The organism is Pseudomonas fluorescens (genome assembly GCF_001623525.1).
In the GTDB taxonomy this organism is placed as follows: domain Bacteria; phylum Pseudomonadota; class Gammaproteobacteria; order Pseudomonadales; family Pseudomonadaceae; genus Aquipseudomonas; species Aquipseudomonas fluorescens_Q.
In genome coordinates, this window is record NZ_CP015225.1 from 6,241,127 (window position 1) to 6,264,117 (window position 22,991).

General features: G+C 59.6%; 20 protein-coding genes and 1 pseudogene. 12 read left to right on the forward strand and 9 right to left on the reverse strand.

From position 1 onward, the window contains the following. Positions 1-528: 528 nt before the first annotated feature. From TK06_RS27110 to TK06_RS27120, 3 genes are all read right to left on the reverse strand, one after another. A complete protein-coding gene (locus tag TK06_RS27110; RefSeq protein WP_063324539.1) occupies positions 529-1,614 on the reverse strand; it encodes a scabin-related ADP-ribosyltransferase in 1,086 nt (361 codons plus the stop codon). A 347-nt stretch (positions 1,615-1,961) separates the two neighbouring features. Beyond that, on the reverse strand, positions 1,962-2,468 hold the full coding sequence (locus TK06_RS27115) for a L,D-transpeptidase family protein (RefSeq protein ID WP_063324540.1): 507 nt from the start codon (positions 2,466-2,468) through the stop codon (positions 1,962-1,964). Between the two features lie 43 nt (positions 2,469-2,511). Continuing rightward, positions 2,512-3,063, reverse strand: coding sequence for an NUDIX hydrolase (locus tag TK06_RS27120; protein WP_063324541.1), 552 nt, complete (start codon positions 3,061-3,063; stop codon positions 2,512-2,514). A 145-nt stretch (positions 3,064-3,208) separates the two neighbouring features. Here TK06_RS27120 and TK06_RS27125 point away from each other — a divergent pair, with 145 nt between their 5' ends. From TK06_RS27125 to TK06_RS27140, 4 genes are all read left to right on the forward strand, one after another. Continuing rightward, positions 3,209-3,808 (forward strand): CoA pyrophosphatase, encoded by a 600-nt coding sequence (locus tag TK06_RS27125; protein WP_063324542.1) that lies wholly within the window; start codon positions 3,209-3,211, stop codon positions 3,806-3,808. A 16-nt stretch (positions 3,809-3,824) separates the two neighbouring features. Continuing rightward, entirely contained in the window at positions 3,825-4,349 is a 525-nt protein-coding gene (locus tag TK06_RS27130) for a gamma carbonic anhydrase family protein (protein WP_063324543.1), read from the forward strand. Next, positions 4,346-4,555, forward strand: a complete 210-nt coding sequence (locus TK06_RS27135; RefSeq protein WP_063324544.1) for a DUF1289 domain-containing protein — start codon at positions 4,346-4,348, stop codon at positions 4,553-4,555. Before TK06_RS27130 ends, TK06_RS27135 begins: the two co-directional genes overlap by 4 nt. Before the next feature lie 317 nt (positions 4,556-4,872). Next, complete coding sequence (locus TK06_RS27140) at positions 4,873-6,141, forward strand: IS110 family transposase (RefSeq protein WP_063320322.1); 1,269 nt, start codon at positions 4,873-4,875, stop codon at positions 6,139-6,141. Positions 6,142-6,261: 120 nt separating this feature from the next. Here TK06_RS27140 and TK06_RS27145 read toward each other — a convergent pair. Both TK06_RS27145 and TK06_RS27150 read right to left on the reverse strand, forming a co-directional pair. Further along, positions 6,262-6,929: pseudogene (locus tag TK06_RS27145) on the reverse strand (Pr6Pr family membrane protein). Between the two features lie 3 nt (positions 6,930-6,932). Continuing rightward, positions 6,933-7,163, reverse strand: a complete 231-nt coding sequence (locus TK06_RS27150) for a VF530 family DNA-binding protein (protein ID WP_003205228.1) — start codon at positions 7,161-7,163, stop codon at positions 6,933-6,935. A gap of 495 nt (positions 7,164-7,658) precedes the next feature. On the opposite strand from TK06_RS27150, the gene TK06_RS27155 reads away from it, so the two are divergent. Continuing rightward, complete coding sequence (locus TK06_RS27155) at positions 7,659-10,073, forward strand: glucose/quinate/shikimate family membrane-bound PQQ-dependent dehydrogenase (RefSeq protein ID WP_063324545.1); 2,415 nt, start codon at positions 7,659-7,661, stop codon at positions 10,071-10,073. A 246-nt stretch (positions 10,074-10,319) separates the two neighbouring features. On the opposite strand, the gene purT is transcribed toward TK06_RS27155, so the two are convergent. From purT to TK06_RS27175, 4 genes are all read right to left on the reverse strand, one after another. Beyond that, positions 10,320-11,501 carry a formate-dependent phosphoribosylglycinamide formyltransferase gene (gene purT / locus TK06_RS27160; RefSeq protein WP_063324546.1) on the reverse strand — a complete coding sequence of 394 codons (1,182 nt, stop codon included), beginning with the start codon at positions 11,499-11,501 and terminating at the stop codon, positions 10,320-10,322. Positions 11,502-11,602: 101 nt separating this feature from the next. Continuing rightward, on the reverse strand, positions 11,603-12,070 hold the full coding sequence (locus TK06_RS27165) for a hypothetical protein (protein ID WP_063324547.1): 468 nt from the start codon (positions 12,068-12,070) through the stop codon (positions 11,603-11,605). Between the two features lie 233 nt (positions 12,071-12,303). Continuing rightward, a complete protein-coding gene (locus tag TK06_RS27170; protein WP_063324548.1) occupies positions 12,304-13,089 on the reverse strand; it encodes a siderophore-interacting protein in 786 nt (261 codons plus the stop codon). Further along, complete coding sequence (locus TK06_RS27175) at positions 13,086-13,649, reverse strand: PadR family transcriptional regulator (protein WP_063324549.1); 564 nt, start codon at positions 13,647-13,649, stop codon at positions 13,086-13,088. Before TK06_RS27175 ends, TK06_RS27170 begins: the two co-directional genes overlap by 4 nt. 428 nt (positions 13,650-14,077) lie before the next feature. Here TK06_RS27175 and TK06_RS27180 point away from each other — a divergent pair, with 428 nt between their 5' ends. The 7 genes from TK06_RS27180 (at position 14,078) to TK06_RS27210 (ending at position 22,791) form a co-directional block, all read left to right on the forward strand. Further along, the gene (locus TK06_RS27180) at positions 14,078-14,572 is read left to right on the forward strand and encodes a CS1 type fimbrial major subunit (RefSeq protein WP_063324550.1); all 495 of its coding nucleotides are present in this window, start codon (positions 14,078-14,080) and stop codon (positions 14,570-14,572) included. 127 nt (positions 14,573-14,699) lie between these two features. Then, positions 14,700-17,222, forward strand: a complete 2,523-nt coding sequence (locus TK06_RS27185) for a TcfC E-set like domain-containing protein (protein WP_063324551.1) — start codon at positions 14,700-14,702, stop codon at positions 17,220-17,222. A 73-nt stretch (positions 17,223-17,295) separates the two neighbouring features. After that, the gene (locus tag TK06_RS27190; protein WP_063324552.1) at positions 17,296-18,039 is read left to right on the forward strand and encodes a hypothetical protein; all 744 of its coding nucleotides are present in this window, start codon (positions 17,296-17,298) and stop codon (positions 18,037-18,039) included. Positions 18,040-18,084: 45 nt separating this feature from the next. Next, positions 18,085-18,567, forward strand: coding sequence for a CS1 type fimbrial major subunit (locus tag TK06_RS27195; protein ID WP_063324553.1), 483 nt, complete (start codon positions 18,085-18,087; stop codon positions 18,565-18,567). A 55-nt stretch (positions 18,568-18,622) separates the two neighbouring features. Next, positions 18,623-19,867 carry a hypothetical protein gene (locus TK06_RS33635; protein ID WP_063325229.1) on the forward strand — a complete coding sequence of 415 codons (1,245 nt, stop codon included), beginning with the start codon at positions 18,623-18,625 and terminating at the stop codon, positions 19,865-19,867. 189 nt (positions 19,868-20,056) lie between these two features. After that, complete coding sequence (locus tag TK06_RS27205) at positions 20,057-21,328, forward strand: hypothetical protein (protein WP_371856962.1); 1,272 nt, start codon at positions 20,057-20,059, stop codon at positions 21,326-21,328. Between the two features lie 191 nt (positions 21,329-21,519). Next, complete coding sequence (locus TK06_RS27210; RefSeq protein ID WP_409077386.1) at positions 21,520-22,791, forward strand: hypothetical protein; 1,272 nt, start codon at positions 21,520-21,522, stop codon at positions 22,789-22,791. Positions 22,792-22,991: the final 200 nt, after the last annotated feature.

Consider the following 22,991-nt stretch of genomic DNA (forward strand, 5'->3'; position numbering starts at 1 on the left):
CCGGGCCGTTGAAATGAAAAACCCGCTGATGAATCAGCGGGTTTTTTATTGGGCGCTATTTGAAGCCGATTTATCGGTGTACACGGAACCTGTGGCGAGGGAGCTTGCTCCCGCTGGGCTGCGCAGCAGCCCCCTGGATCTGCCAGACACACCGAGTTGCGAGGGAATTATTTGGGGCCGCTGCGCGCCCCAGCGGGAGCAAGCTCCCTCGCCACAGAGATAGCGGTCTGTCAGACGCACCGAAGTTTCCGACAAGTTTTTAGGGTTGTCCCTCGGAAGCGGGGGCTCTAGCCTTTGGGTGTCGCTGCCCGCGTGGGAATGCATCCCGTGACGCTCTGCGTCACCTTCCAGAAGCGGAACGCAGAGCGTCCCTGGCGGCATTCCCACGCGGGAGCGTGGGAACGATCGAGCGCGGTGTGTCAGGTCGATTGAGATTGGCTGTTTGGGTCTGCTGCGCAGCCCAGCGGGAGCAAGCTCCCTCGCCACGGGGGATGGTGTTTTGTGGCGAGGGGATTCATTCCTTGATAACTATTGGTGGAGGTTCTCAAGCCGGCACGCTTCTTTTTCGATGCCAATGCACTCGACCGGTTGGCTCACGCCTTTCTCGAAACGGCGTGCATTCATCAATAGGCCGCCTTTGATACCGCCGATGAATGCGTAGGCGCCTTCACGCGAGCCAGCGCTAGGTATCGACAAATCAACCGCCACGCTGTTGGGCCTGACCTCATATACCCAGCCGCCATTTTTTGCTTCCTGGGTTGCCCAGAGCTTGGCTTCGCTATAATCGCGAAACGCTACAACGAGCGATCGGGCCGTGGAGTCCTCCAGCCAGCGCGCCGATCTCAAACTTGGTGGCAAAGAGTTCCAGCCCCGTAGCCCGTTGCTAAGCGCATCCGCTCCCTGCACGGGGTTGATCGTCGTAGAGCCGACGGCCCAAAGGGATTGCTTGGTCGTTACCCATGCCAGCCCCTCTGGAGGCGTCAGCCGGCTCCAATTGATGGAAATCGCGGCGACGTCCTGCATCGACTCGCGGCCGGTGGGGGCTCGGTAGTTTGGGTTCGGCCTGCATTTGGCAAGATCGTCTTTGTGACAGGCCTGTTTGATGAAGTGCCCCTTGACCCCGCCCGGGAAGCTGATTTCCTGGTCTCTTGGAAAGGGCCCCCCCGATGGCACCTGATCGATTCCGTGGGGGGCAGTGAACTCGTACACCCATTCTTTGGCATAGTTTTGGGCCCAGGCCAGGCTACGCGTTGTACTGCTGAACACCGTTCCCGCGCTTCCACTCGCGTGGGTGATCCAGTCATATATCCATTCGTTTTCAGGGACGCCCACAGCTTTGGGCAACATCCCCTTCTCGAAGGCATCGAGGCCCTGTCCCGTCGTATCCCCCCGATAGAGCGTGTCCATGTCGGTACGCCAGCGCAACCAGGGCGTAGTTCTGTGAATATCCACGCTCGAATCCGCCGTAACCTGAAGCCAGGCTTGATACCACGGCTCCTCTTTACCCTCCGCAGGCGCCCCAGCCCCCCACGCGTCGCCTCCCAACTGCCAAACACTCGCCAACGCCACCACCGCAACCGCGGTCGTCCGTATAAAACTGTTATGAGTTGTCATGATTTGATGTCCATCTGGAACGGTGAAGCCCTGTCGAATCACATACGTCATGACTGCCTATGCTTCGACGTGACACGTCTCACTATGAATTCTGCGGGGCGTCGCGCCACCGCATCAGTTTTGAGGGTAGATCAAAGCTGATAAGGCGGTTGCGCTCCGCTTCCGGGACTTGTAGCAAGATGTGAGATCGACACCGTCCCTGTGGTGAGGGGATTTATCCCCGCTGGGCTGCGAAGCGGCCCCAAAACCAGACAACCCGGTGTGTCAGGCAAATTGAGTTGGCTGCCTTGGGTCTGCTGCGCAGCCCAACGGGGATAAATCCCCTCGCCACAGGAGCTGCTTCGGGGCTATGGACGAATCTCGATCATGGTGCCATCCGGCACTAGGTTCCAAACCTCGCGCATATCCACATTGCGCATGGCGATGCAGCCATCGGTCCAGTCCAAGGTGTGGAACAACTGCTCAGGGTTCTCTTCCGAATCCGGCGTGCCGTGGATCATGATCATGCCCCCCGGTTCCACGCCTTCACGGCGGGCGCGGGCGGCGTCGGTGATGTTGGGGTAGGAAATGTGCATCGACAGGTAGAAGCGGTCGCTGGTCTTGCGCCAGTCGATCCAGTAGAAACCCTCGGGGGTGCGCTTGTCGCCTTCGATCAGCTTGGGGCCTTTCTTGGCGCCCTTGCCCAGGGAGATGCGATAGGTCTTGAGCGGCTTGCCGTCGTTGATCAATTGCAATTGATGGGCGGACTTGAGCACCAGCACTTTTTCGATGGTCTTGCCGTTGTAGGTTCCCGGCGCGGAAGCCTGAGACACAGCGGTGAACGACAAGCAGAACAGGACAAGCAACCAGCGCATTGAAACGATATCCCTAGAGGTGTCGCGGCTATTAATGGGTTTTTTATGTATTGGCAGGCTGGGCCAGTGGCGGGATCGATTCGGATCGCACCGAGTAATCTTCGGCCCGGCGGTCCGCATAGAAATATTCCAGGGTGCGGCCCACCGTGCGGAACGCCAGTTCATTCCAGGGAATATCCGCTTCTTCGAACAGTTTCACTTCCAGGCTCTCGGGCCCGGCGGCGAAATCCTCATCCACCAGTTCGGCGCGGAAGAATACATGTACCTGGCTGATATGCGGTACGTCAATCAGCGTATAGATGCTCAAATTTCGCACACGGGCGCAGGCTTCCTCGGCGGTTTCGCGTACGGCGGCCTGTTCGACCGTCTCGCCGTTCTCCATGAAGCCCGCCGGCAGCGTCCAGTAACCACGCCTTGGCTCGATGGCGCGTCGGCACAACAAGACTTTACTGCCCCAGGTCGGTATGCAACCGGCGACGATGTTGGGGTTCTGGTAATGGATGGTGTGGCAGGTGTCGCAAACAAAACGCAGGCGCGAGTCGCCTTCGGGTATGCGCTGGGTCACCGGGTTACCGCACTGGCTGCAGAATTTCATGCTTGGATTCCTGAATGCTGCGCCTATCTTGGCGTGCGTGGGCCGGTGCGGCAAGTTGTCGTTTCGCGACACGACGCGGTGCGGGGGTTGGGCCGCTTGAACGATTGGTGCATGATGCAAGGTAGCGAATAAATCGAGAAGTCTCATGCTGGACGAGCTACTGCATCGAGTAAGTAACCATACCCCGCACGATCTGCAGGCTGACCGACGTTTCCCTGAAGCCGCGGTGCTGGTGCCGATTACCCGCAGCGATGAACCGGAGCTGGTACTGACCCTGCGCGCCAGCGGGCTCTCGACCCATGGCGGCGAGGTGGCGTTCCCCGGCGGGCGCCGCGACCCGGAAGACCCGGACCTGATCTTCACCGCCCTGCGCGAAGCCGAGGAAGAGATCGGCCTGCCGCCCGGCCTGGTGGAAGTGATTGGCCCCCTCAGCCCGCTGATCTCGTTGCACGGCATCAAGGTCACGCCTTATGTCGGAGTGATTCCGGACTACGTCGAATACCTGGCCAACGATGCCGAGATCGCTGCGGTATTCAGCGTGCCGCTGGAGTTTTTCCGCAAGGACCCACGCGAACACACGCACCGCATCGATTACCAGGGCCACAGTTGGTACGTGCCCAGTTATCGCTTTGGCGAATACAAGATCTGGGGACTGACGGCGATCATGATCGTCGAATTGGTCAACCTGCTGTACGACGCCGAAATCGACCTGCACAAACCGCCCAAGAGTTTCATCAATACCTGACGCCCCGAGGACTCTCATGAAATATCGCCTGGGCGATGCCCGTGTCGAAACCCACCCACAGAGCTGGGTTGCGCCCAACGCCACGCTGGTGGGCAAGGTCCGCCTCGAAGAGGGCGCCAACGTCTGGTTCAACGCCGTGCTGCGTGGTGACAACGAACTGATCCTGATCGGCAAGAACAGCAACGTACAGGACGGCACGGTGATGCACACCGACATGGGCTATCCGCTGACCATCGGCACCGGCGTGACCATCGGCCACAACGCCATGCTCCACGGCTGCACGGTGGGCGACTACAGCCTCATCGGCATCAACGCGGTGATTCTCAACGGCGCGAAGATCGGCAAGAACTGCATCATCGGCGCCAACTCGCTGATCGGCGAGGGCAAGGAAATTCCCGACGGTTCGCTGGTGATGGGCTCGCCCGGCAAGGTGGTGCGTGAACTGACCGAGGCCCAGAAGAAAATGCTCGAGGCCAGTGCGGCGCACTATGTGCACAATTCCCAGCGCTACGCCCGCGACCTGTTCGAGCAGGAACCATGAGCGCCCCTGAACGCCCGGTGCCTTCGCCCTGCGTGAACATCTGTGCGCTGGACGATGACGACATCTGCACCGGTTGCCAGCGCACCGTGGCGGAGATCACCCGTTGGAGCCGGATGGACAACGAAGAGCGACGCAGCGTCTTGGCCTTGTGTCATGACCGGGCCAAGGCCAGTGGGTTGGTGTGGATGTTGCCGGCCAGGCGGTGATGTCCACTTGCGAACACAAAACCCTGTGGCGAGGGAGCTTGCTCCCGCTGGGCTGCGATATAGGTAGTCCGTTCCTTGCTCCCCCATACTGATACTCGCTGGAGTCCGGTTGTTGCGAGGAAGGAACATGCACCTGCGAGCTACGAATAGGGCTGCAACGCATCTCGATGATTACTGCTTCACCTTCGAGCCCAGCAGGTGCGCTTGCGCCCTCTAACGAACACTCAGGGAAAGCCGGGCACGGCTCTCTATATCGCCTTCGCTGGACGCAAGCATGCATGTTCCTGCATGTACTTTAGCGTCTGTGGAGGTGTGCGATGCAAACGCTCTTGTCTCAGAAATTCACTGCTTATATCGGAATTGATTGGGCCGATACCAAACATGACGTCTGTTTGCAGGTTGCTGGGCAAGCCCAGCGGTGCTTCTCGGTCATCCGACACAACCCCGAAGCTATTGATCAATGGGCTCATGCGCTGTATCAGCGTTATGGCGGTCCTATCGCCATTGCCGTGGAGTTAGACAAAGGACCGTTGATAGCGGCCCTGCAAAAATATGATTTTTTTTGTTTGTTCCCGATCAACCCCGCCACCTTAGCCAAGCAGCGTAAGGCCTTCGTTCCCAGCGGTGCGAAGGACGATCCGAGCGATGCCCAGTGGGCACTTGAGCTATTGCTCAAGCATCCCGACAGATTTCCCCAGCAGGAGAAACAAAGTCCTGCCATACGTTCTCTGGCTAGCTTGACTGAACATCGGAGAACCTTGGTTGATGAGCGGGTAAGAATCAGTAATCGGTTGGTTTGCATGCTCAAGCAGTACTATCCGTTGGCGCTGGAGTTGTTCCACGATCATGACACACAGGTGTTCTGTGATTTCCTGGAGCGCTGGTCGACGTTGGAAACACTTAAACGTGCTCGGCCTACAAGCGTTTTGAAGTTTCTTAACGCGCATAATGTTCGCCATGCAGAACTCAATCAGCAGCGTCTGGCCTTGATCCTCAAGGCCACGCCGCTGACAGAGGATCCGGGGATTGTTAACCCTTCAGCGCTGTATGTGCGGACCCTGGCATCGCAACTGAGTGGGATGCTGGTGGCGATCAAGCAGTTTGATGCGGCGATCGAAGAAACGGCCAATACCCTGGCCGATTACAGCCTCTTCAAATCCTTGCCTGGAGCCGGGCAACAGCTTGCACCACGGCTAATGGTAGCTTTTGGTGAGCAACGTGATCGCTTCAAGGATGCTGGTGCTATGCAGCGATATGCCGGGATCGCTCCGGTTACCGAGCGCAGTGGCAAGAAGAAAATCGTTCGCTGGCGCTATCAATGTTCAACCTTTTTGCGCCAGACATTTGTCGAGTGGGCTGCCCACAGCATCAATCAATCGGTATGGGCAGGGGCGTACTATCGCCAACAGAAGGCCAAAGGCTGCTCTCATCAAGCAGCCCTGAGGGCACTGGCTTTTAAATGGATCAGGATCGTTTATCGGTGCTGGAATGCTGGATCCCAGTATGACGAGAGCGTCTATTTACAAGCCTTGGCCCGCCACGACTCGCCTTTGATAAGAGCACCGGAGGCAACGAAAGCATGTTGACGGAAGAGCTCAGGGCGTGAAGCAGCCCCAATAACGCACTGACAACTCGGTGCGTCTGGCTGATCCAAGGGGGCTGCTGCGCAGCCCAGCGGGAGCAAGCTCCCTCGCCACAAGGGCATCTCACAAGGCTTTAGTCGATCGTCGTCCAACCCACCGATCCAACCCCACCACCCCCAGCGCAATCCCGACAAACCCCAGCAATATCCCCCAGCATTGATGAAAACCTGCGGATAACCCAGGTTCGTCACATCGATGAAAGGGTAGGGGTAAGCTGCCAATAGATCCCCGCGCAGCAGGACATAGGCGAAATACATCAAGGGGTAGATCACCCACAGCTTGATGTGACCCAGGCGCAAGGTACCTTTGGGCACCCACAGCCACCAATAGGCGATGTACAGCAAGGGCACCACGTCGTGCAGTAATTCGTCGGCCACGAACTGCCAGCCTTCGGGTTGCCAGAGGTGGCGCAGCAGCAGGTTGTAGGCCAGGCCGACCAGGGCGATGCTCACGGCGATGCCGCTGCGCACGCTGGGCAGCAGGAACCAGCGTCGGGCCGCCGATTCGCCAGGGGTCAGTTCCCAGGTCAACACCACGGCTACCAGGGTGTTGGTCAGGACCGTGAAAAAACTGAAGAAACTCACCAGCCCGCCCAGCAGGCTCGCGTCCAGTTTCCAGCGACCCAGCAGGATCAGATACAACTGGATGCTCAATCCCACCCAGCCCAGCAGTGCCGTCACCGAGACAAAACGCTGTCGCAGCGTGAGGTGACGACCCTGATCACTGCCCACGGCTCAGACCGGCCGCTTGGTGCGCATCAACTTGATGTACAGGCGCTCGACTTTCTCCCGCGCCCACGGCGTCTTGCGCAGGAAGGTCAGGCTCGACTTGATGCTCGGGTCGCTTTTGAAGCAACGGATATCGATGCGCTCGGCCAGCCCCGACCATTCATAGTGCTGCACCAGGGCATTGAGAATCTGCTCCAGCGTCACGCCGTGCAGCGGGTTGTTGTTGGGTTCGGTCATGGGAGGTCTTCGCGCTAAAGGTGTAAAGCCGCGCACCTTAGCCGAGGTGCCCCTTTGGTGGAAGCATAGCCTTCATCATGGCCGCCAGCGCCAGGCGCACTGTTACCGAATCCGAGATGATTCATGTCAGCAAAAGCCCTTTCTCTATTGAGAACAGGACATTATCCTTGCCCGCTTGCTGAAACGCTTCTTCTGGCGTGCCTAAGTCTCTGCGTCCAGCTCAATCCTGCTGAAAGATCAAAGAACGCCCAGTGTTCAGATTTTGAAAGACAGCGCTGTCTTTCAGGATTTCTGTGGGAGCGAGCTTGCTCGCGATAACGATTGCACATTCAACATTGAAGCCGGCTGACACACCGCATCGCGAGCAAGCTCGCTCCCACAAGGGATCGCGGCAACCGAATTTGCCTTTTTTCAACTGAACCATGCCCCTGCAAGATCGTCATCTACAGTGACTACTTGCGCGGAACTCCTTAAAACGTCACGGAGAAACACACTATGAGCACTGAGGGTGCTTTGAGTCGAAGCCGTCTGCTACCGAGTTTGCTCGGCATTCTGCTTCTATTGATGGGCCTGGCCCTGTTGGCCGGGGGAGTCAAGCTGAGCACGCTTGGCGGCTCGTGGTATTACCTGCTGGCCGGTATCGGCCTGGCGTTGACTGGCGTGCTGCTGATCATGGCCCGCCGCGCGGCCCTGGGCCTGTACGCGCTGGTGCTGTTCGCCAGCACCGTGTGGGCGTTGTGGGAAGTGGGCCTGGATTGGTGGCAACTGGTGCCGCGCCTGGCGCTGTTGTTTGCCCTGGGCATCGTCATGTTGCTGCCGTGGTTCCGCCGCCCGCTGTTGACCGCCGATGCCTCGGCCACCGGAACCCGCGCATTGGGCGCCGCCGTGGTCATCGCCGGTGTCGCCGCCCTCGCCAGCCAGTTCACCAACCCGGGTGAGATCAAGGGCCAACTGGATCGTGACAGCGTGCCGGGTATGGCCAACACCGCACCGGCCATGCCGGAAGGCGACTGGAACTCCTACGGGCGCAGTGCCCATGGCGATCGCTATTCGCCGCTGGCACAGATCACCCCCGAGAACGTCAGCAAACTGGTGCCGGCCTGGACCTATCGTACCGGCGACCTGCCAGGGCCGAACGATCCGGGTGAAACCACTGCCGAAAACACCCCGCTGAAGGCCAACGGCATGCTTTATGTGTGCACGCCCCACAGCCAGGTGATTGCCCTGGAACCGGAAACCGGCAAGGAAATCTGGCGTTTCGATCCGAAGCTTTCCACGCAAAAAGCGGAGAACTTCAAGGGTTGGGCGCACATGACCTGCCGTGGCGTGACTTATCACGATGATGCGGTGTACGCCTCTGCCGAGCAGAGCCCGACGGGTGTCGCCAGCACCTCGCCGGCCAGCACCACTTGCCCGCGGCGGATCTTCTTGCCGACCGCCGACACCCGCCTGATCGCCCTCAACGCCGACACCGGCAAGATGTGCGAAGACTTCGGCGACAAGGGCCAGGTCGACCTGACTGCCAACATCGGCGGTTTCACGGCCGGCGGTTACTACTCCACGTCGCCACCGGCGGTCACCCAGAACCTGGTGGTGATCGGCGGCCACGTCACCGATAACGTCTCCACCGACGAGCCCAGCGGCGTCATCCGTGCCTACGACGTGCACACCGGCAAGCTGGTGTGGAACTGGGACAGCGGCAACCCGGACGACACCGCGCCGATTGCCGAGGGCAAGACCTACACCCGCAATTCGCCGAACATGTGGTCCATGTTCAGCGTCGATGAAAAACTCGGCATGCTCTACCTGCCGATGGGCAACCAGACCCCCGACCAGTTTGGTGGTTTCCGTACGCCGGAATCGGAAAAATACGCCGCTGGCCTGACGGCGCTGGACATCGCCACCGGCAAGGTGCGCTGGTACTTCCAGTTCACTCACCACGACCTGTGGGACATGGACGTCGGCGGTCAACCGACCCTGATGGACATGAAGACCGCCGATGGTGTGAAACCCGCTGTATTGGCGTCGACCAAGCAGGGCAGCATCTACGTGCTGGACCGCAGCAATGGCCAGCCGATCATCCCGATCAAGGAAATCCCGGTGCCCCAAGGCGCGGTGGAAGGTGACCACACCTCGCCGACCCAACCGATGTCCGACCTGAACTTCGTGCCGCCGGTCCTCAAGGAACGCGACATGTGGGGCGTGACCCCGTTCGACCAGATGCTCTGCCGGATCGACTTCAAGTCGCTGCGTTATGAGGGCATGTTCACGCCGCCGTCGCTGCAAGGCTCAATCGTTTACCCGGGTAACTTCGGTGTGTTCGACTGGGGCGGTATTTCGGTGGACCCGGTGCGCCAGATCGCCTTCGTCAACCCGAGCTACATGGCGTTCAAGTCCAAATTGGTGCCGGCAGCCGAAGTGGCTGGCGGTCCGGGGCGCAAGAGCGAAACCGAAGGCGTACAGCCGAACAAAGGCGCGCCGTATGGGGTGATCCTCGAAGCGCTGCTCTCGCCGATGGGCCTGCCTTGCCAGGCGCCGGCCTGGGGTTATGTGGCGGCGGTGGACCTGACCAACAACAAGACCCTGTGGAAACACAAGAACGGCACCGTGCGTGACAGCTCGCCGGTACCGATCCCGCTGAGCATGGGCGTACCGAGCCTGGGCGGCACCTTCACCACCGCCAGCGGCCTGGCGTTCCTCAGCGGCACCCTCGACCAGTACCTGCGTGCCTATGACGTGAAAAACGGCAAGCAACTGTGGGAGGGTCGCCTGCCAGCGGGGGCCCAGACCACGCCGATGACCTACACCGGCAAGGACGGCAAGCAATATGTGCTGGTCGTCGCCGGCGGCCACGGTTCCTTGGGCACCAAGCAGGGTGACTATGTGATCGCGTACAAACTGCCGGATTAAGCCAGACCGGCGGCAATGAAAAAGGCGACACCTTTGCGGGTGTCGCCTTTTTTGTAGCTTGAACACAGGCCTTTTTGGGCTTTTGGGCTTTTGAGCTTTTGTGGCGAGGGAGCTTGCTCCCGCTGGGCTGCGCAGCAGCCCCTCTCAAACTCACTCAATCAACCTGATCCACCGCGTCGCCGGGTTTTAGGGCCGCTTCGCGCCCCAGCGGGAGCAAGCTCCCTCGCCACGGGGGGGGTGCCAGCCTTACAGCTCGATCTTGACGGCCTGCGAAGCCCGGGTCGCCTTGGCGCGGGCCGCTTCGATGGATTCGTCGCGGGCCAGGGCCACGCCCAGGCGGCGCTGGCCGTTGACTTCCGGCTTGCCGAACAGGCGCAGGGCGGTGTCCGGCTCGCTCAGGGCGGCGCCGAGGTTGGCGAAAGCGGTCTGGGTCGACTGGCCTTCCACCAGGATCACCGCCGAAGCCGATGGGCCGAACTGGCGGATCAACGGAATCGGCAGGCCGAGAATGGCGCGGGCGTGCAGGGCGAATTGCGACAAGTCCTGGGAAATCAGCGTCACCAAACCAGTGTCGTGCGGACGTGGCGAGACTTCGCTGAACCACACCTGATCACCCTTGATGAACAGCTCGACGCCAAACAGGCCGCGACCACCCAGGGCCTCGGTCACTGCCTTGGCGACGCGCTCGGATTCAGCCAGGGCCACCGGGCTCATGGCTTGCGGCTGCCAGGATTCCTGGTAGTCGCCTTTCTCCTGACGATGACCGACCGGTGCACAGAACGTGGTACCGCCGACATGGCGCACGGTCAGCAAGGTGATTTCGTAGTCGAAGTCGATGAAGCCTTCGATGATTACCCGGCCTTTGCCGGCACGGCCGCCTTCCTGGGCATAGTCCCAGGCTTTCTGCACGTCGTCGGCACTGCGCAGCAGACTCTGCCCCTTGCCCGAGGAACTCATCACCGGCTTGACCACACATGGGAAGCCCAGGGTTTCGACGGCCTTGCGATAGTCTTCCACGGTGTCGGCGAAGAAATACGGCGAGGTCGGCAGGCCCAGTTCTTCGGCGGCCAGGCGACGGATGCCTTCGCGGTTCATGGTCAACTGCGCGGCGCGGGCGGTAGGGATCACGGTGAAGCCTTCGGCTTCCAGTTCCACCAGGGTGGCGGTGGCGATGGCTTCGATTTCCGGCACGATGAAATGCGGCTTCTCGGCTTCGATCACCGCACGCAGGGCGGCGCCGTCGAGCATGTTGATCACATGGCTGCGGTGGGCCACTTGCATGGCCGGCGCGTTGGCGTAGCGATCCACGGCGATCACTTCAACGCCCAGGCGCTGCAGCTCGATTACCACTTCCTTGCCCAGCTCGCCGCTGCCACACAACAAAACGCGGGTCGCGGTGGGCGACAAGGGAGTTCCGATACGGGTCATCTGAAGGTCCTCAAACAGGAGCGGTCGTCGAGGGTTGCACGCCGGGCGAGCTTCCCGTGGGGAGAAAACGCGGCATTTTACATGAACTGCGGGTTTTGGCTTCAGGTGGCGACGGTTTGCTTGCGCAAACGCCAGGCCATGATCAGCCAGACAGCCGTGACCCCGGCGAATTTCGAGGCCAGGGCGGTGATCACCACGGCAGGCGTCAGAGCGTCGATCAGGCCGAAGAAAATGAACGTGTCCAATGGAATACTCAGGGCCGAACTGATCCACAGCCGATCATGCAATGGGCGTTTGGTGATCGTGAACACCAGCCAGTCGATGCACTCGGACACGGCAAACGCCGTGGCACTGGCCAGGGCGATGGTCGGATCCGAGGTGACATAGGACAACACCAGAGCCACCAGCATCGCCGCGATAGCACCATGGCCGAAACGGGTCTGCACCATGTCCCGCAGGATAAACACCAGCCCGCCCCAGGCCGACCAGATGATGTCCAGGTGCGGCGCGGCGGAAAACGCGAAGTTGATCAGCACGACGCTGGCGATGTAGGCGATCAGGAAGAGCATGGGGGTACCTGGTGAAATGTCGTGCCAAATATTGAAGGATAGCGATATTCCCTGTGGCGAGGGAGCTTGCTCCCGCTGGGGCGCGAAGCGGCCCCAAACCAGGCAACCCGGTGGATCAGGTTAATTGAGTGGTCTTTGAGAGGGGGGCTGCTGCGCAGCCCAGCGGGAGCAAGCTCCCTCGCCACGGAGTTCTGTGTCGCTCAATGGGTAGTAGTTTAGCCGCCGCCAATAGCTCATTCCTCCTCACTCCCCTCCGCCTTCCAATACCCTACAGCCTTCACGAAATCCTGATCCAACCCTTTCTCGTCCAGCAACACCTTGCGAATCTGCCGCGACACCTTGCTCTCGGTGGCGACCCAGGCGTAGAGCTTGCCACCGGGCATATCCAACTGCTGCACGGTGGTCAACAGGTTGTCCTGGCGACCTTCGCGCAGCACCCAGATCACATGCACCTGCGCCGAGCTCTGGAGGACCTGCTGCTCGGCGCCGTTTTCCACTTCCACCACCACCAGGGCACGCCGGTTCGGCGCCAGGCCTTCGAGGCGGCGGGCGATGGCGGGGAGGGCGGTTTCGTCGCCGATCAGCAGGTAGCTGTCGAAGATGTCCGGCACGATCATCGAACCCCGTGGCCCACCGATGTCGAGGTACTGCCCCGGCGTTGCCTGGGCCGCCCAGGTCGAGGCAGGGCCGTCGCCGTGGAGCACGAAATCGATATCCATCTCCAGGGTGTCCAGGTCATAGCGGCGCGGGGTGTAGTCGCGCATTTCCGGCAGCGCGCCCGGGGCCTTGCCGGCGCTGAGGTTGAGGCTTTCCAGCGCCGCCCGTTCCTCAGCGTTCTGCGGGAAAAACAGCTTGACGTGATCATCCGTGCCCAGGCTGACGAACCCGGCCAGTTCCGGCCCACCGACGGTGATGCGGCGCATCCGCGGGGTCAGGTCCTGCACCCGCAAGACTTCCAGGCGCCGGCGTTTGACCTCGTGATTGACACGGTGAATGGTGTTTGGATCGACTTCAGTCATGGCGTTGACTCCGAAACGGGTGGACGGTCGGGGCCGTCGATGATGGCTTTGGCGGTGTCGTTGAGCAAGTCGCTTACCCGCGTGATTTCTTCCGGGCTCCAGTTCCCAGGGTGCTTTTGCAGCGCATGCCGCAGGTTATACACCGCTTCGTGGATCTCCGCGGGGCGGTCATGGCCGCGCAGCGTGCGCTTGCGTGTTTCCACGCGCTCCCGCACCTCATCCAGCGCCGCGGCCTGTTCTTCAAGGGATAGACGTCCGGCATCGGTCACGCTGTAGCATTTTTTTCCGTCGTCGACGCCGCAGGTGACCAGTGAGCTCATTTCGAGGAAGGTCAGGGTCGGGTAGATCACCCCGGGGCTGGGGCTGTAGGCGCCGTCGAACATATTTTCGATCCGACGGATCAGGTCATAGCCATGGCAAGGCTGTTCGGCAATCAGCGCCAGCAACAGCAGCTTCAGATCGCCGGAGGCGAAGACCCGTGGACCCCGGCTGCCACGCTCACGGACTGCCGTGGGTTGTTCAAGTCCATCGTTCTTGGGAAGGGAATAAGTGACTGTCATATGCGCGCTCTCCATTCTGCATAAGATAAAACTTAGATATATCTTTATTTAAAGATATATCTTTGATAAGTTTCTGGAACTAAGATGTATTTTTATTCTCAAGGTCTTACTTGGGTTTGGAAAAAACCTTACATGAAAGCTCTAGACCCGGGGTGACAAGCATACGGGCTGCATACATTTGTAATGATTGAGTAGCGTGTAGGCTGGCAATGTGGGGTGTTTCTGACAGCCAAACTTCAACTTTATAAGAAATGGCTTCTTTTTCTTCGTGCTATATGCACGAAGTACTACATGCTTATGGGAAAGTGCCTGCTTATTTTTGATTAAAGAGAGCCGATCATGCCCCGGCGTTGAAGGGGGCAGGCCAAGTGGTTATTGGCCTGCAACTTTCAACCCTTCTCTTTATGTCAAGAACAGGTGTTAACAACATGCTCAAACAATTCGTATCCGGTACTGCTCTGGTCGCTGCTGCCCTGGGTTCTTCGGCGGCGTTCGCCGCTGATGATGCGCGCTCCTCGATCCATATCACCGCGACCATTCCTACCAAGCAGTTCCATGTACTGCCGCGTAATCCGGACTTCGGTAAGGATGAGGTCATGAACTACAACCCGGTGACCAATACCCTGAGCTCTTTGCGCCAGACCTATGACGTGAAGAACACCGACGGTTCGGTTCACGCTTACATCTTGGGCGGCCAGCCTTCGCTGACCAACGGTTCGGATGCCATTCCGCTGCTGACTCAGTTCAACAATGTCACCCTTACCGAGTTCCCTCAGGAAGTGGTGACCGATGCTGCCTCCACTCCGGGCACCCAGGCCGACATGCTCATCAGGGCCTCGACCAACCCTACCGATACCCAAGTGGGCCAATACGCGGCTGACTTCACCGTGATCTTCGACGCGGTGCCACGCGTTACTCCGTGATGCCGTTCGATGCCCGATGAGTTTCACCTCATTGCACGGGCATTGCTGCAGGCCGTCCAGCGCTCCCTAGCCGGGCGGCCCGCACCTGAAAACGCCCTGATCGTTCGTTGATTATGAGAATCCGTTGATGTTTCCGATGACACCCATCGCGGGTGCCCTCGCGCTATTGCTGTGCGCGAGCGCATTGGCTGCGCCGACTGCCCCCGGTACAACGCCCAGAAGTCTGTTGTCTCAGGCCAAGGGGTTGCCGGAAGAGTTTGAAGCCCACTTTTTCGATGTGCCTCTGGCGGTTCGTGTAGAACTCGATCAACAGTACCTCGGCGAAGCCATGGTGGTGTTGACGCGGGATGATCGCATTACCTTGCTTGAATTCACCGACACCCAGGACAGCCCGGTCTCGGCTGTCGATCGCGGGCAATGGGAACAACTGCTCAAAGAAGGGCGCCCCTTGGGGGCTTGCGAAACCCGATGCACGTCGGGACTCCTGGCGGTGCATTACAGCCTCGAACATTCGCTGGTGTCGATCCTCACTCAGAATGTGGAACGTGGCGGCGCAGAGAAGCGTTTTTACGACCAGCCAGAAGAGGGCAGCCTTGGCCTGATCTTCAATAACCAACTCAATCTCAACGGTGGCCAGGAGCAGGACACCGGCGGGCGTTATGGCCTTAACGCCAGTTCCAGCCTGGGCAACTGGACCCAGTCGTTCGACTTGCAGCTTTCGCGCCTGGGTGGCCCGGACGATAAGCTCTATCACGCGGTCCATGAACTGTTCACCCAGCGAGAAATGGAGGACAGCTTTTTTCGCCTGGGTTATTTCATGCCGGGTTCCGATGGCCTGAACCGGCAGATCCGTTCGTTCGGCGCCAACCCGGACACCGCAGTGGGTGTGATGTACGGCAGTTCCGACAGCCTGGTCATCAACAATCCCAAGCCCAGTGTCTATCCGATTTATGTCACCGCCAGCCGTCAGGCTGCGGTGGAGATATACCGCAACGGCCTGCTGATCAACACCCAGGCCGTCAGCGCCGGTTTGCAGAGCCTGGACACCCGGCCATTGCCTGGCGGTATCTATGAAGTGGAGGTGCGGCTGATCGAGGACGGACAGACCACCGCCACCACTCAGGAACTGGTCTACAAACCCAACAACTGGCGCAGCGCCGACGATCGCTGGCGCTACAACCTGTTCGCCGGGCGGGAAAGCAAGTTGCTGAGCAACTGGGACGATCAGCCGTCGGGCTTCATGACCGCCGGGGTTGGCCTTAATTACCTGCTGCATCCACGGGTGGTACTGGGACTTTCCACGCGCCAGGTGCAGGACAAACTGCAATACGGCACCTCGGTGGACTGGACCCTGGCCAACAACACCAGCTTCTTTGCCAACGTCTACCAGACCGAGCAATACGGCACCGGCATGGACTTGCAAGCGCTGTACAGTTATGGGCTGGGCAGTGTGGTAGCCAGCCATAACCGCAGTTGGCTGGACACTCGCAACACCTACGAAGTCCTGCCGGACGGCACCCGAGTCCGCCAGCGCAACGTGTTCGTCGGCCAGACCAGTAACTCGTCGCTGGCGGTCAACCACCGGTTGAGCAACAAATCGTCGGTCAATGGGCGGCTGTTCTACAGCGAAGGCAACGTCGAGGGCGCCGGCCTGGACCTGGGTTGGACCCAGCGCGGCAAGCTGGGCAGCAGCGATGCCAACTGGCGGCTGTCGGTATTCGATCGCCCGGGCACCTCGAGCACCGCCGATCGGCGTAATCGCGGCTTGGACCTGAGCGTCAGCGTCGCCCTGGGCGGGCCGGGGGAGTATTGGTCGGGCAGCATCGGCACCCGCACCTCGCGGGACGGTGACCGAGACAACAATGCTTCGCTGACCTATCGCCGGGACCTGCAGGACCACGTGCTGCAAAGCGTGTCCGCCACGGCCCTGACCGACACCTACGGCATGGGGTTGTCGGGCCTGGCCAGTTTCGAAACCGATTCGTTGTATGGCGACGGTTTCGTCCAGCGTTCTTCCTACAACGGCAACCTCACCGGGGGCTTGAACCTGAGCAGTACGGTGGCCGTGGGCGGCCGGAAAGTCGCCTTCACCGGCCTGCCGCAGAATGGCGGCGCGGGGATGATCGTCGACGTGGAAACCGACCTGGACGACATCGTCCTGCTCGCCGACGACCTCACAGGCGGTACCACCACGTTGCGCCCGGGTCGCAACTTCGTGCCCATCACGGCCTACCAGAATAGTCTGGTCACCTTCGACTTCGACGGTCTTCATCCGCCAGCGGCCAACATCCAACCGGCGCGTACCCGCTATCACCTGAACAAGGGCGGCGTGGACTACCGCAAGGTCAGCGTCATGCGCAGCGTGACCGTGCTCGGCCGCCTGCTGGACGGGCAGGGCCAGCCGCTCAAGGGCCATCACGTGATCAACCACGCCAGCCGTGGGGTCAGCGAGGTGGACGGGTTCTTCTCCATGGAAATGAACGCCAGCTCGCCGACGCTGGAGGTGCGCTACGGCAACGACTTGCTCTGCCAGTTCCGCCTTGACCCGGACAACGCCAGCAGCGAGGGCGATGTGTTGATGATCGGTGATTTGCGCTGCACGCCGGACACCCTGGCCGGCAACGGCAATCAGCTCGAGGCGGCGGGTTGAGCCTGACGGTTTTAACAACAGTGTTGCGTGAAGCGGTCGCCATCGGCCGCCTTCGATAGATGAGGTTTTGGTTATGAAGCGTTTTTTGGCTCTGTGTGGTTTGGCGTTGGTTTCCACGGTGGCCCAGGCCGGGCCGCAGATTAATGTCGGGGTGGTCTACGACTACCTCGACGGCGACAAGAGCACCTACATGAAGCGGGTGTTCAACGGCGGGACGTCCACCGCGTTCGTCAAGGTCGACATCCTGGAGATCCTCTACAACGAGGATGGCAGCTATCAGGAGGTGGCGCTGCAAGATCAGGAAGGCGCGCTCGCCAAGAACGGCCTGATGGCGAGCCCGGCGCGGATGATCGTTCCGGCCAACGGTATGCAGGGGACGCGTCTGCTGTTCATGGGTGAGCGCAGCAAGGAACGCTACTTCCGGGTTCGCTTCGTACCGGTAGTACCGGAGGCCGAGGACGAATTCGCGATCAGCGCCGAGGAGCGCGAGGAGTACAAGAAAGAGCGCATCGCGGCTGGGGTCAAGGTGCTGGCTGGCTTTGGCACGGTGTTTTTCGTGCGGCCCAAGGAAACCCGCTTCGACACGGTCATCGATAACAGCGCCAACCGTTATGTGCTGCGCAATAACGGCAACAGCGTGGTGGTGATCGACGAATTCAAGGACTGTGCGGCGAAGAAAGACAACGATTGCCGGCCGACCATGAAGCATCACGTCATGGTTGGACGCTCCTTTTCGTTCGACAAGGAGCCCGGCCGTGAGTATCGCTTCAACCTGGTCGAAGGCCGCGACGAGAAAGCCATCGAGATCAAAGGCTGACGGCGCGCCGTCGCTGAATCGCCGTTGACGCCACAGGTAATCATCATGTTCAAGACATCGCTGCACACCCTGATCTTCACCACCCTGGCGCTGCCGAGTCTTGCGGCGTGGGGGGCGGTGGAGCGGGAAACGTTCGAACTCTTCGTCACCATCCCGACCACCGAATTCCATGTGTTACCGGTTGACCCGCAACTGGTCGAACGCGAACAGCCGATGCTGTTCAGCACCTTGACCTCGGGACTGCTTCCGCTGCGGGCGAATTACGAAGTGAAGAACATCAACGGGGCCATTGGTGCCCGCCTGGGCGAAGAGGCATACCTGTCCAATGGCCGGGAGCGCATTGACCTGCAGGTGCGGTTCAACAACGTCCAACTGACGTTGGATTCGGCCCAGGTAGTCTCGGCCGCCGAGGCTCGGCCGGGTCGGCGCGTGGGGTTGGAAATCATCGCCGTCAAGACGGCTGAGGAATATGCGCCAGGGGATTACTTCGGCACCGTGCACATGGTGTTTGATGCCATTGCGCCGTAGTTCATTGGAGCGGGTTTATATGAGTCATCCAGCGATCTTGAAACGGGGTGTTTCGATGTACCGCGCAATCATGGTGCTTGCCTGGTTGTTTGCAGGTTTGGCGACGGCCGATGCTGCTACCAGGGAAATCAGCGCGGTTTTTCGGCCTGATCCCGCGAAGCCCATGGACAACAAATTCGTCAATACCACGCCGGTTACGGGATTTTGTAATCACTGGCCAGCACACTGTGCGGCTGCGGATATATTCAGTCTTACCATTCCCCTTACTTTTGCCTCGTCCAGTGCCATTCAGGCCAATCACCCAGATAACCGGCAAGGCGCCATGTTCATAATTCCCGGCAATTGGCGGACGATGCAGGTCATTAATTCGTCCACGGGTGAAAGTGAAGAGGTTTCAGTACGAATTGCCGGCTTGGGCGGGATGTATCGACTCAGTGAGAGTGCCATGGACTTGGTTGGGGGAGGAGTGAGCCTCTTTGAGGCCCACCGAAAGCTATGGGCGGGTGGTAATTGGAGTAGGCCTCCCCAGCCGTGTAGAGCTACTCCTGTTGAAGCCCACTCTGGCTTTAACGGTTTCTATTTTTTCTGGCTGGCGCCGCATCAAGATGTTGCGTGCGCGAAGCAGGCAAAATACCTGATTCCGGGGCTCCAAGTTGTATACATGGACCTTGCCTACGAATTGCGTACTCCTAACCCTTTGAAAATGTCGACCGGTCACTACACGGGGTCGTTGAACTATACCGTCGGGCCGGGGCAGGACATTGACATGGGCGATGTCATGTTGCCGAACGATTCATTGCTGACGCTCAATTTCAATCTCGAAGTCCAACACACGCTCAAAGTCGAAGTGCCTCCTGGCGGCAACAAAGTCGTACTCGAACCCCAAGGCGGCTGGCAGGCCTGGTTGAACCAAGGACAAAAGCCGACGCGCTTGTTCCGTGACCAGACCTTCCATCTCTGGGCTTCGTCGCGTTTCAAGATGCGCCTGGAGTGCCAGTTCGCTGATGCCGACGACAACACCTGCCTGCTGTGGGCACCCAGCACCGGTTATTTGATACCGGTGGACATCAGCGTGACCCTCCCCAACGGCCTGACGGACGCTGCCGGCCAACCCGTCAATCGCCGCCGGCTCTATCTCGATGGCAGTGGTACCGAACTGTTCCAGCCGGGGCACTACGTCGACCGCAAGCCGGGCACGCTGCATTTCGAAGTGGGCCGTAGCCAGGTGGAGGAAATGCTGGCGGGAGACGCTAAGCACTACAGCGGCAATGTCACGGTGATCTGGGATTCGGAGGTCTAGCGGCTTACCACCCATACCCTATGGGAGCGAGCTCGCTCGCGATTACGGTGGGCCAGTCAACACTTTATCAACTGACCCTCCGCTATCGCGAGCAAGCTCGCTCCCACAGGGGAATGTGGTGATTTGCTGGATCACCACCCACGGCCGGCCTTCGATACCACCGCGCCGTCGCAGTTATTTGGAGTAATTATGAGTCATTCAAACACCCTCGGACGTGGACTTTCGTTATGCAGGGCAGCCACGGTTTTTGCCTTGTTGCTTGCGGGCATGCCGACGGCCAATGCCCTGACCCAGGAAATCAGCGCGCGCTTTCGGCCTGATCCTGCAAAACCCACAGAAAATACGTTTACCAATACCACGCCCGTGAGCGGTTACTGCACCAGCTTTCCGGTGCAATGTGCCGCCGTACGCATGTTCAGTATCCGCATGCCCATCAGCTTTAATTCGTCCCGGGCTATTCAAGCTAATCACAGCGACTATCGGCAGGGCGCTACGTTTAAAGTGCCTTCTAATTGGCGTACGGCAAACGTTGTCAATTCAAACACTGGCGAAAGTGAAGTGGTTGAAGTGCGGGTGTCCGGTATAGGTTCTCAATATCGACTCACTACTAGCCCCATTGATCTTGTGGGCGGCGGCGTCGGTCTCCAAGCGGCTCATAACATGCTTTGGGGCAGCAGTTGGGTCACTGCCCCTTCGCCCTGCCGTACCGGTGGTGTAGGTGCTTACACGACTCTCACGTATGCTTTTTTCTGGACCACTCCGCAGGGAAGCACCTGTAATAAACGGGCCAGATATTTAGTCCCGGAAATGAGGTACCACTATCTGGATTTTGCCTATGAGTTACGAACGCCCAACCCCTTAAGGATGTCGGTTGGTCACTACACGGGTTCATTGACCTATACCGTCGGGCCAGGCCAAGACTTCGACCTTGGTGATGTCATGCTCCCGAACGATTCGTTAATCACGCTCAACTTCAATCTCGAAGTCCAACACACCCTCAAAGTCGAAGTGCCTCCTGGCGGCAACAAGGTCGTGCTTGAACCCCAAGGCGGCTGGCAAGCCTGGCTGAACCAGGGGCAAAAACCGATGCGGTTGTTCCGTGACCAGACCTTCCACATCTCGGCTTCATCACGTTTCAAGATGCGCATGGAATGCCAGTTCGCCGATGCGGCCAACAACACCTGCCTGCTCTGGGCGCCCAGTACCGGGCACATGGTGCCGGTGAACGTCAGCGTGAGCCTGCCCGACGGCCTGACGGACGCCGCCGGCCAACCGGTCAACCGCCGACGGCTGTATCGGGACGGCAGCGGGACGGAGTTGTTCCAGCCTGGGCACTACGTCGACCGCAAGCCCGGCACCCTGCATTTCGAAGTGGGCCGTAGCCAGGTGGAGGAAATGCTGGCGGGAGACGCTAAGCACTACAGCGGCAACGTCACGGTGATCTGGGATTCGGAGGTCTAGCGGTTTACCACCCATACCCTGTGGAAGCGAGCTCGCTCGCGATTACGGTGGGCCAGTCAACGCTTTATCAACTGACCCTCCGCTATCGCGAGCCCGCTCGTTCCCTCTGGGGAATGTGGTGATTTGCTGGATCACCACCAACGGCCAGTTTTCGATACCACCGCACCGCCCGCAGTTTATTTGGAGTCACTATGAGTCGTTCAAACACCTTCGGACGCGGCGCTTCGTTGTGCCGCGCAGCCACGGTTCTTGCCTTGTTGTTTGCAGGCATGCCGACGGCGAGTGCCCTGACCCAGGAGATCAGCGCGCGTTTTCGGCCTGATCCTGCGAAGCCTACAGAGAACAAGTTCACCAATACCACGCCGGTGAGTGGGTATTGCGCCTCACACCCAAGGGAATGCGAAATCGCGGGTATGTTCAGTATCCGCATGCCCATCGTCTTCAATTCGTCCGGTCCAATCCAGGCCAATCACACCGATAGCCGACAAGGCGCCATGTTCAAGGTGCCCGCGAATTGGCGTCCGGTCACCGTGGTCAATTTGGACACTGGCGAAAGTGAGATGGTTGAAGTCCGCGTGTCCGGTATCGGTTCGAAGTATCGACTCAGCGTTAATCCCATCGAGTTGGTGGGGGGCGGCGTGGATCTTGTCACGGCACATTTCCGATTATGGGGGGGCAGTTGGGTGTATGCGCCTTCACCCTGCCTTTACAGCGGGGTTGGCACTTACAGCTGGAACGAGTACGCCTTTTTCTGGAAAACGCCGCAAGAACGTGCCTGTACTAAACAAGCCAAATACCAAGTGCCGGACTTTAGATACAACTATCTGGATTTTGCCTACGAATTGCGCACCCCCAACCCATTGAATATGTCGGCCGGACACTACACGGGAACGTTGAACTATACCGTCGGGCCAGGCCAAGACTTCGACCTGGGCGATGTCATGCTCCCGAACGATTCGTTAATCACGCTCAACTTCAATCTCGACGTCCAACACACCCTCAAAGTCGAAGTGCCTCCTGGTGGCAATAAGGTCGTGCTCGAGCCCCAGGGCGGTTGGCAGGCCTGGCTGAACCAGGGGCAAAAACCGACGCGGTTGTTCCGTGACCAGACCTTCCACATCTCGGCTTCATCACGTTTCAAGATGCGTATGGAATGCCAGTTCGCCGATACGGCCAACAACACCTGCCTGCTCTGGGCGCCCAGTTCCGGCCAGATGGTCCCGGTGAACGTCAGCGTGAGCCTGCCTGACGGCCTGATGGACGCCGCCGGCCAACCGGTCAACCGCCGACGGCTGTATCGGGATGGCAGTGGGACGGAGTTGTTCCAGCCGGAGCACTACGTCGACCGCAAGCCCGGCACCCTGCATTTCGAAGTGGGCCGTAGCCAGGTGGAGGAAATGCTGGCCGGTGAGGCCAAGCATTACAGTGGCGATGTGACGGTGATCTGGGATTCGGAGGTCTAGGCTATTTCGTATCGCAGCCCAGACGCATCAGGCGGATCACTACCCCTGTGGCGAGGGAGCTTGCTCCCGCTGGGCTGCGAAGCGGCCCCAATGCAGGCAACTCGATTATCCAGGCATACCGGGGTTGCAGTTGGGGGCTGCTACGCAGCCCAGCGGGAGCAAGCGCCCTCGCCACATGTGTCTGCCCCCACACTGCTGTA

Bases quoted from the DNA above. Each gene is read 5' to 3' on its own strand.
- TK06_RS27155 (WP_063324545.1), top strand. From the start codon at position 7,659: ATGAGCACTGAGGGTGCTTTGAGTCGAAGCCGTCTGCTACCGAGTTTG.
- TK06_RS27180 (WP_063324550.1), top strand. From the start codon at position 14,078: ATGCTCAAACAATTCGTATCCGGTACTGCTCTGGTCGCTGCTGCCCTG.
- TK06_RS27185 (WP_063324551.1), top strand. From the start codon at position 14,700: ATGTTTCCGATGACACCCATCGCGGGTGCCCTCGCGCTATTGCTGTGC.
- TK06_RS27115 (WP_063324540.1), bottom strand. From the start codon at position 2,468: ATGCGCTGGTTGCTTGTCCTGTTCTGCTTGTCGTTCACCGCTGTGTCT.
- TK06_RS27195 (WP_063324553.1), top strand. From the start codon at position 18,085: ATGTTCAAGACATCGCTGCACACCCTGATCTTCACCACCCTGGCGCTG.
- TK06_RS27170 (WP_063324548.1), bottom strand. From the start codon at position 13,089: ATGACTGAAGTCGATCCAAACACCATTCACCGTGTCAATCACGAGGTC.
- TK06_RS27150 (WP_003205228.1), bottom strand. From the start codon at position 7,163: ATGACCGAACCCAACAACAACCCGCTGCACGGCGTGACGCTGGAGCAG.
- TK06_RS27175 (WP_063324549.1), bottom strand. From the start codon at position 13,649: ATGACAGTCACTTATTCCCTTCCCAAGAACGATGGACTTGAACAACCC.
- TK06_RS27125 (WP_063324542.1), top strand. From the start codon at position 3,209: ATGCTGGACGAGCTACTGCATCGAGTAAGTAACCATACCCCGCACGAT.
- TK06_RS27130 (WP_063324543.1), top strand. From the start codon at position 3,825: ATGAAATATCGCCTGGGCGATGCCCGTGTCGAAACCCACCCACAGAGC.
- TK06_RS27140 (WP_063320322.1), top strand. From the start codon at position 4,873: ATGCAAACGCTCTTGTCTCAGAAATTCACTGCTTATATCGGAATTGAT.
- purT (WP_063324546.1), bottom strand. From the start codon at position 11,501: ATGACCCGTATCGGAACTCCCTTGTCGCCCACCGCGACCCGCGTTTTG.
- TK06_RS27135 (WP_063324544.1), top strand. From the start codon at position 4,346: ATGAGCGCCCCTGAACGCCCGGTGCCTTCGCCCTGCGTGAACATCTGT.
- TK06_RS27110 (WP_063324539.1), bottom strand. From the start codon at position 1,614: ATGACAACTCATAACAGTTTTATACGGACGACCGCGGTTGCGGTGGTG.
- TK06_RS27120 (WP_063324541.1), bottom strand. From the start codon at position 3,063: ATGAAATTCTGCAGCCAGTGCGGTAACCCGGTGACCCAGCGCATACCC.
- TK06_RS27190 (WP_063324552.1), top strand. From the start codon at position 17,296: ATGAAGCGTTTTTTGGCTCTGTGTGGTTTGGCGTTGGTTTCCACGGTG.
- TK06_RS33635 (WP_063325229.1), top strand. From the start codon at position 18,623: ATGTACCGCGCAATCATGGTGCTTGCCTGGTTGTTTGCAGGTTTGGCG.
- TK06_RS27165 (WP_063324547.1), bottom strand. From the start codon at position 12,070: ATGCTCTTCCTGATCGCCTACATCGCCAGCGTCGTGCTGATCAACTTC.
- TK06_RS27210 (WP_409077386.1), top strand. From the start codon at position 21,520: ATGAGTCGTTCAAACACCTTCGGACGCGGCGCTTCGTTGTGCCGCGCA.
- TK06_RS27205 (WP_371856962.1), top strand. From the start codon at position 20,057: ATGAGTCATTCAAACACCCTCGGACGTGGACTTTCGTTATGCAGGGCA.